Origin of the sequence: Burkholderia sp. MSMB1835 (genome assembly GCF_001526365.1) — a bacterium.
Lineage (GTDB): Bacteria > Pseudomonadota > Gammaproteobacteria > Burkholderiales > Burkholderiaceae > Burkholderia.
The window spans coordinates 135,881-142,725 of record NZ_LOYP01000012.1 but is presented as its reverse complement, the minus strand read 5'-3'; the positions used below and the strand labels follow the sequence as shown (position 1 = coordinate 142,725).

The 6,845-nt window shown below is 71.2% G+C and carries 7 protein-coding genes and 1 pseudogene; 2 read left to right on the top strand and 6 right to left on the bottom strand.

From position 1 onward, the window contains the following. A pseudogene (locus WS96_RS06125) lies at positions 1-174 on the top strand (ferritin-like domain-containing protein); the annotation flags it as partial. Between the two features lie 161 nt (positions 175-335). Then, a complete protein-coding gene (gene rfaE2, locus WS96_RS06120; RefSeq protein WP_059506495.1) occupies positions 336-821 on the top strand; it encodes a D-glycero-beta-D-manno-heptose 1-phosphate adenylyltransferase in 486 nt (161 codons plus the stop codon). A gap of 16 nt (positions 822-837) precedes the next feature. Here the strand turns inward: rfaE2 and WS96_RS06115 are convergent, their stop codons facing one another. The 6 genes from WS96_RS06115 to WS96_RS06090 all read right to left on the bottom strand — a co-directional run bounded on the left by WS96_RS06115 (position 838) and on the right by WS96_RS06090 (position 6,830). Continuing rightward, positions 838-1,080: a hypothetical protein gene (locus WS96_RS06115; RefSeq protein ID WP_059831223.1), complete on the bottom strand. Its 243-nt coding sequence runs from the start codon at positions 1,078-1,080 to the stop codon at positions 838-840. A gap of 216 nt (positions 1,081-1,296) precedes the next feature. After that, on the bottom strand, positions 1,297-2,097 hold the full coding sequence (locus WS96_RS06110) for a type III pantothenate kinase (protein WP_059831222.1): 801 nt from the start codon (positions 2,095-2,097) through the stop codon (positions 1,297-1,299). Further along, positions 2,094-3,014 (bottom strand): biotin--[acetyl-CoA-carboxylase] ligase, encoded by a 921-nt coding sequence (locus tag WS96_RS06105; RefSeq protein ID WP_059831220.1) that lies wholly within the window; start codon positions 3,012-3,014, stop codon positions 2,094-2,096. Before WS96_RS06105 ends, WS96_RS06110 begins: the two co-directional genes overlap by 4 nt. Positions 3,015-3,138: 124 nt before the next feature. Continuing rightward, positions 3,139-3,672 (bottom strand): hypothetical protein, encoded by a 534-nt coding sequence (locus tag WS96_RS06100; RefSeq protein WP_059831219.1) that lies wholly within the window; start codon positions 3,670-3,672, stop codon positions 3,139-3,141. Between the two features lie 234 nt (positions 3,673-3,906). After that, on the bottom strand, positions 3,907-4,752 hold the full coding sequence (locus tag WS96_RS06095) for a tetratricopeptide repeat protein (protein ID WP_059831217.1): 846 nt from the start codon (positions 4,750-4,752) through the stop codon (positions 3,907-3,909). A gap of 8 nt (positions 4,753-4,760) precedes the next feature. Continuing rightward, positions 4,761-6,830 carry a bifunctional 2',3'-cyclic-nucleotide 2'-phosphodiesterase/3'-nucleotidase gene (locus WS96_RS06090; RefSeq protein WP_059825259.1) on the bottom strand — a complete coding sequence of 690 codons (2,070 nt, stop codon included), beginning with the start codon at positions 6,828-6,830 and terminating at the stop codon, positions 4,761-4,763. Positions 6,831-6,845: the final 15 nt, after the last annotated feature.

Sequence of the window (6,845 nt, the reverse complement as noted above, 5' to 3'; positions counted from 1 at the left end):
ATCCGTTTCGACGGCGAGTGGGAGAAGAAGGTCGTCGAGCGGATCCTGCACAACCTGTCGATCCTGTTCGAGCGCACATTCGCGACCGCGCAGGAGCTGAACCGCTACCGCAAGGAAGTCACCAGCCGCCTGCAGGCCGAAAGCGGTCCGTCGTCGGCCGCGCAGCCGGCCTGAGGCCGGCGGGTGCCGGCGGCGGCGCGAGTCACGCCTGGCTCGCGCCCGGCTCGCGGCACCGTGTCGCGTTCGCTGCATGAAGCCCGCCCGGCCGGTCCGGCGGGCTTTTTATCTGGCGCCGCCGTCGCGCGCGCCGTCGTTCATTCCGTCCGATTTCCATCATGTCCGCCACCTTCGAACGCAAGCTGATCACCCGTGATGCCCTCGTCGCGCTGCGCGCATCGCTGCCGTCGCCCGTCGTGTTCACCAACGGCGTGTTCGACATCCTGCATCGCGGTCACGTCACGTACCTCGCCGATGCGAAAGCGCTCGGCGCCTGCCTGATCGTCGGCGTGAACAGCGATGCGTCGGTGCGCATGCTCGGCAAGGGCGACGACCGGCCGATCAACCGCGAAGAAGATCGCGCGGCACTGCTGGCGGCGCTGGAAAGTGTCGACTGGGTCGTGACGTTCGGGGAAAAGACGCCCGTGTCGCTGATCGAGGCCGTCCGTCCGGACATCCTCGTGAAGGGCGGCGATTACGACATGGATGCGCTGCCGGAATCCGCGCTCGTGCGCGGCTGGGGCGGCCGGGCGCTGGCGATTCCGTTCGAGCACGACCGCTCGACCACTGCGCTGCTGAAGAAAGTGCGCGCGCAACGGCCCTGAGCGCGACGCGGCGCCGTCACGGGGCGGACGCCGCGAGCGGTGCGGTCGTGACGGCCGGCGCCGCGATCGGGCCGCCGACGACGGGCTGGTCGGTCGCTTGCAAGAGCGGCGTCGCGCGCAGCGCGTCCGGCCGCACCTGCCGCGCCAGCATGCCGGGTTCGCGCGGGCCGGCCGCCGGCAGCGGCCCGAACACGCCGCGCGCCACCACGAACGCGAGCAGGTTGGCGAGAAAGAGAACAGCGATCAGCCAGCGCAGCATCGTCGAAACTCCTTGTCGTCATCGACGTGATTCACGTCGTTCAGTCGAGCCGGCCGCATGGCCGGTTTTTTCATGGCTTCCGTCGACCTTTCGCGCGGGCCGCTGGCGCGGCGCCGCGCGTACTGCGTCGTCGGCGTGATGCGGGCCCGCTTGTGCCCGCTTGTGCCCGCTTCGGCCGGCATCGCCACGCGCCGGCGCGAGGCCGGCGCATTTGCGTCAATCCTGCGCCGTCGCCCGGCCGGCCGTGTCCGCGACGATCAGCGCGAGCCCGGACAGGATCAGCGCGTCGTGCCGCGTGTGCGGGACCGTCAGCGCACGCGCGACGTCGTCCGCCGCGCCGCCTGCCAGCACGAGCCGTACCGGCGCCTGCCATGCGGCGACGAGATCGCGCCACGCGCGTTCGATCAGGCCGGCCTGCGCGTACAGGCAGCCGGCCGACAGCGAGCGCGGCGTATCGATCTGGAACGGTTCGGCCTGCGCGCCTGTGAGCAGGCCGCTGGCGATATCGGTGGTCAGCGTCGGCAACTGCGCGGTGTGCGTGCCGAGCGCGCGCATCATCAGCGCCCAGCCCGGCGCGATCAGGCCGCCCGTGAAGCGGCCGTCCGCGCGCAGGGCCTCGAGCGTCGTCGCGGTGCCGAACGTCGCGATCAGCAGATGCTCGCCCGGAAACGCCGCGTGCGCGCCGATCAGGCCGGCCCACCGGTCGCTGCCGAGCTGTTCGGGCGTCGTATAGCCGTTCGTCACGCCGCATTGCGCGGGCCGCGAGCGGATCGTCGTGCGCGGCAGGCCCGGCCAGCGTGCGTCGAGCAGCGCGTCGATCCGCGCGGCCACGTCCGCGCCCGCGACGTTCGAGATCCATGCGTCGCGCGGACGCGGCAGGCGCGACCAGTCGGGATCGGCGCCGCCGTCGCGCGTGTGGCCGAACGCGCCCGTGTCGACGAGCGTGCGCTGCGCGTCGGCGAGCGCCCACTTGATCCGGCTGTTGCCGGCGTCGATCAGCAGGTGCGGTTCGCTCATTGCGCTTCGCGCAGAGACACGTCGCCGGCCGCGATCGTCTGCACGCCGTTCGGCGTGTCGAGCAGCAGCTGGCCGGTCGCATCGATGCCCGTCGCGATGCCGCGCACGCGTTCGACGCCCTGTTCGAGCAGCACGACTTCGCGGCCCGCGTACGCGTGCAGCGCGTGCCAGCGCGGCAGGAACGGCGCGAGGCCGTCGGCGCCGAATTGCGCGAGCGCCGGCGTGAGCGCGTTCAGCGACGCGGCGAGCGTATCGGTGAGGTTCGCCGACGCGCACGCGATCGACAGCGCGGCGGGCGGCAGCCCGCTCGCGAGCGTCGCTTCGCGCGCGCGCAGCGCATCGACCTGCGCGGCGACGGCTTCCGCGCCGCGCACGTTGATGCCGAAGCCGATCACGACGGCGGTGGCGTCGGCGGTGGTCCAGACGGTTTCGATCAGGATCCCGGCGAGCTTGCCGACGATGCGCGGCGTGCCGTCGTCGTCGGTCGTCAGCAGCAGGTCGTTCGGCCATTTGAGCGCGACGCGCATGCGGGCGTCGAGCGGCAGCGTGGCCAACCCTTCGGCGAGCGCGACGCCGATCGCGATGCTGAGGCCGCCGAGCGCGTCGACGGCGCGCGGCACGATGCAGCCGACCGAGCACAGCAGCGCATTGCCGGGCTGCGCGAACCACGGGCGGCCTTGCCGGCCGCGACCGGCCGTCTGCTCGAACGCGACGCGCACGAGCGGCGCGGGCAACGCGTTCGCGCTGCGCGGCAGCGCCTTGAGCCGCGTGGCGACGTCGGCGTTGGTCGAGCCGGTGGCGGCGACGATGTCGAGCGGCCACGCACGCGGCGCGGCGTCCAGGTGCGCCTCGAGCCGGTTGCGCGCGATGTGCGCGTCGCCGGATTCGGGCGTGTCGGAGGAGGTGGGGGCGTTCATGGCGCCTATTGTAGCGACAGGGGGCGTCGGCGCGCGCCGGGCCGTGCGTGCGACAGGCCGGTGTACGGCCGCGGCCCGGGCGCGCACCGCGCCCGGGCTGCCCGCCGGACCGGCGCCAAGCCGCTCAGTGTTGCCCCTGTTGTTCCAGCGCCTTGATGTCTTCCTCGCTCGTCATTTCGCAGGCGAGCAGCGTGTTGCCCTTGAGCGCCGGACCCTGGCGGGCCGACACGAGGATCAGCGCACCGCCCGGGCCGCGGGCGTTCAGCCGGCGCGAATAGCCGACGGACGACGCACCGAGCAGGTGGCCTTTCTCGCGGGTGAGCTCGTAGCGTTTGGCGAGCTGGTCGGCGACTTCGCCTTCCACGAGCACGCCGATGCCGGTGGCGACGAACACGACGTGCTGCGTCGTGAAGCCGTCGCGGCGGATCGGCTCGGGCAGGCGATAGACCGCCGCACCCGGCATCGAGTTGTCCGGTTTCGGATCGGCCGCCTTGGCGGCGTTGTAGATCGCGTCCATCAGGTCCGACGTGAACGGCGGCTTGCACAGCGCGGCGTTGAAGATGTCGGGCGGCGCCGGCGGCGCGGCGAGCGAAACGAGCGGAATGGCAGCGACAGCGGCGCCGATGGCGGCGCGCAGGCAGGACAGGCGATGCGACATGGATGAAGGCCTCTCAGGTTTTATTGTGAATGCGAGGCGGCATGTTAAGGCATCGCCGCACGCGTATCGAGCTGCGAGAACCGACAGGCTGCGCGGCGCGGCGACCGGTGTGCGTATCGCGCGCCGCGCATCGAGCGCCGTTGCGCGCGTTCGACGCACGACGCGACGGATCATGCTCGTCGGGCAAGCCGCCGTTACGCTACCGCGCGGTCGTGCGTGCGCCGTCGACGTCCGTCACGGCGCCACCACCGGGTGCTTCAGCGCATGCGCGGTCTCGATCCACTGCGCGTGGAATTCGTCCGCGTCGGGCTTGAGCCCGAGTTCGCCGTTGCGATAGGCCATCGCGAGCGTCTGCACGGCTTCCGGCAACTCGTGTTCGGCGGCCCGGCGATACAGCGCGAGCGCGCGCGCGTCGTCGCGCGGCACGCCGCTGCCGTCGCGGTACGCGTTCGCGAGCATGAAGTCGGCGGCCGGGATGTCCGCGCGCGACGCGATGTCGAACCAGTGCGCGGCCTGCACCGGGTCGGCGGCGATGCCGTAGCCGCTGCGGTAGATCAGCCCGAGGTAATACGCGGCGGCCGGGTCGCCCTGTTCGGCCGCGGCGCCGAGCAGCGCGCGTGCGCGTGCATAGTCTTTCGGCAGATCGCCGCTGCCGAGCAGCAACGCCTTGCCGAGCGCGAGCTGCGCGCGCCGTGCAGCCGGCGCGTCGGCCGTGTCGTGCGCGGCCGCGGCCGTTTCCAGCCAGCCGCGCCCCTCGTCGCGCAGCCCCGGTTCGTGCGCATCGACGAGCGCGATGCCGAGCGCCGCCTGCGCGTCGGCCGCGCCGCGGCGCGCGAGGGTGCGCAACTGCGCGAGCGCGTGCGGTTCGACGGCCTGCGCGACCATCGCCTGCCATTCGTCGAGTTGCGCGGCGCTCGGCGCGGGGCCGGCGCCGCGCAGGCCGGTCGCCGCGACGACGGCCGCGACGGTCACGGCCGCCGCCGCGAGCAGCGCGGCGGGCGGGAGCTTCGCGCGCAGCACGCGCCGCGCGGCAGCGGCGAAGCCGGTTTCGGCGGGCCGCATCGTCCGGATCGGTTGCATCGCGTGTCTCATTGCGTGAGGTCGATCTCGTAGGTCGCGAGGTTCTTGCCCGAGCCGTCGTCGGCCGCGACCTGCGTGATGCCGGTCAGGCCGGCCGCTGTCGCGTCGCCGAGGCGGTTCGGCGCGGATGCGAACCGCACGTGCGCGACCGAGCTCGCGAGCTTCGTGAAGCGCCAGCTGCGCTGCGCGCCGTCGGCCGCGCGCGTGATCGCGCCGCGCTTCTTGATGAACGCGATCAGCACGTCGCGGTTCGCGTCGGGCGACGCGAAGATCGTCTTGCTGCCGTCGAGGCCCGGGAAGTTGCCGCCGCCGCTTGCACGGTAGTTGTTGGTCGCGACGATGAACTGCGCGTTCGGGTCGATCGCCGCACCCTTGTACGTCAGGTTCCGGATGCGGCTGCCGACCGGCTGCGTGACGTCGATTTCATAGGCGAGATCGGCCGACGTGAACATGTCGAAGTTGTAGCCGGGGAAGGTGCTGACGAGCGGCTGCACGGTCGCCTTCGTCGGGTCGATCGTATTGAAGCGCTTCGCGGCGGTCTCGAGCCAGTTCTTCACGTCGGCGCCGCTCACCTTCACCGCGTACACGGTGTTCGGATACAGGTACAGGTCGGCGGCGTTGTTGATCGCGAGCGCGCCCGGCGCGACGTCGGTGTAGTCGGTGCCGCCGCCGAAGCCGCTCTTGAACGGCGCGCTGACCGACAGCACCGGCAGCGACGCGTATTGCGGCAGGTTGGCCTGCACGTAGGTCTTCACGTAGTCGGCCTGCGCCTCGTTGACGATCTGGATCGCGCCCGGATCGCCGACGTCCGCGAAGTACGAGTTCATCCGGTAGTCGGTCGAGCCGATCGGCGTCTTCACGTAGTCGATCGTCGCCTGGTGCTCGGCGGCGATCGCGGCGGAGACCGACGGGTCGGCGGCGACGTAGCTCTTGTCGGCGTTCTGGATCGGCCGCGCCTCGACGGTCGTCTGCGACTTGTCGACGGTCCACGTCTTGCCGTCGAACTTCAGGCCGAGCTTGATCACGCCGAGATGCTTGCCCCAGTAGTTGGCCATCACGGTCGGCACGCCGTTGACGGTGCCCTTGACCTTGTCGACGCCCGGCAGGTTGAACTGCGACACGGTGCTGTTCGCGTCCGGGAACACCTGGTGCGAGTGGCCGATCAGCATCGCGTCGATGCCGGGCACCTTCGACAGCCACCAGCTGCCGTTTTCCATCGTCGGCGAGTACGCGGCATTGTCGAGGCCGCCGTGCGAGATCGCGACGACGAGATCGGCGCCCTTCGCGCGCATTTCCGGAATGTACTTCTCGGCCGCCTCCTTCAGCCCGGTCGTGTAGACCTTGCCGTCGAGCCAGCGCTTGTCCCAGTTCATGATCGCCGGCGGCGTGAAGCCGATGATGCCGATCTTCACGGGCGCGCTGACCGTCTTGCCGTCCGGCGTCGTGGCCGTCACCGTGCGCGTGAGGATCGTGTACGGCGTGAACAGCGGCGCGTTGGTCTTCGCGCTGATCACGTTCGCGAGCACCTGCGGGAAGTTCGGGCCCGCGCACTTCTTCTGCTGGGCCGGCGCCGGCAGGCCGTCGACCTCGAACGTGTTGCCGGTCACCTGCGACAGGTACGGCAGCCCGTAGTTGAACTCGTGGTTGCCGATCCCGCCGCCGTCGAATTTCGCGGCGTTCATCACCTTGTAGATCGCGAGCGTCTGGTCGCAGCCCACCGGCTTCACGAGCGCCTGGTAGTCCGACAGCGCGGTGCCCTGGATCGTGTCGCCGTTGTCGAGCAGCAGCGTGTTCGGGTACTGCTTGCGCGCCTGCGCGATCAGCGTCGACACGCGCTCGAAGCCGAGCGAATTGTCGGCGGCGAGCTTGAAATAGTCGTACGACAGCACGTTGGTGTGCAGGTCGGTCGTCTCGAGCAGCGCGAGCGTGGCCGTCGTGCCGACGGGCGCCTGGGCCTCGGGCTGCGACGGCGGCGTGGCGGTGACGTCGTCGCCGCCGCAGCCGGCGAGGACGAAGGCGAGGCTGGCGAGCGCGGCGGCGGCCGGCACGTGGCGGCGGGAAAGCGGGGGGAGACGCATCGGTTGTCCTGTTCG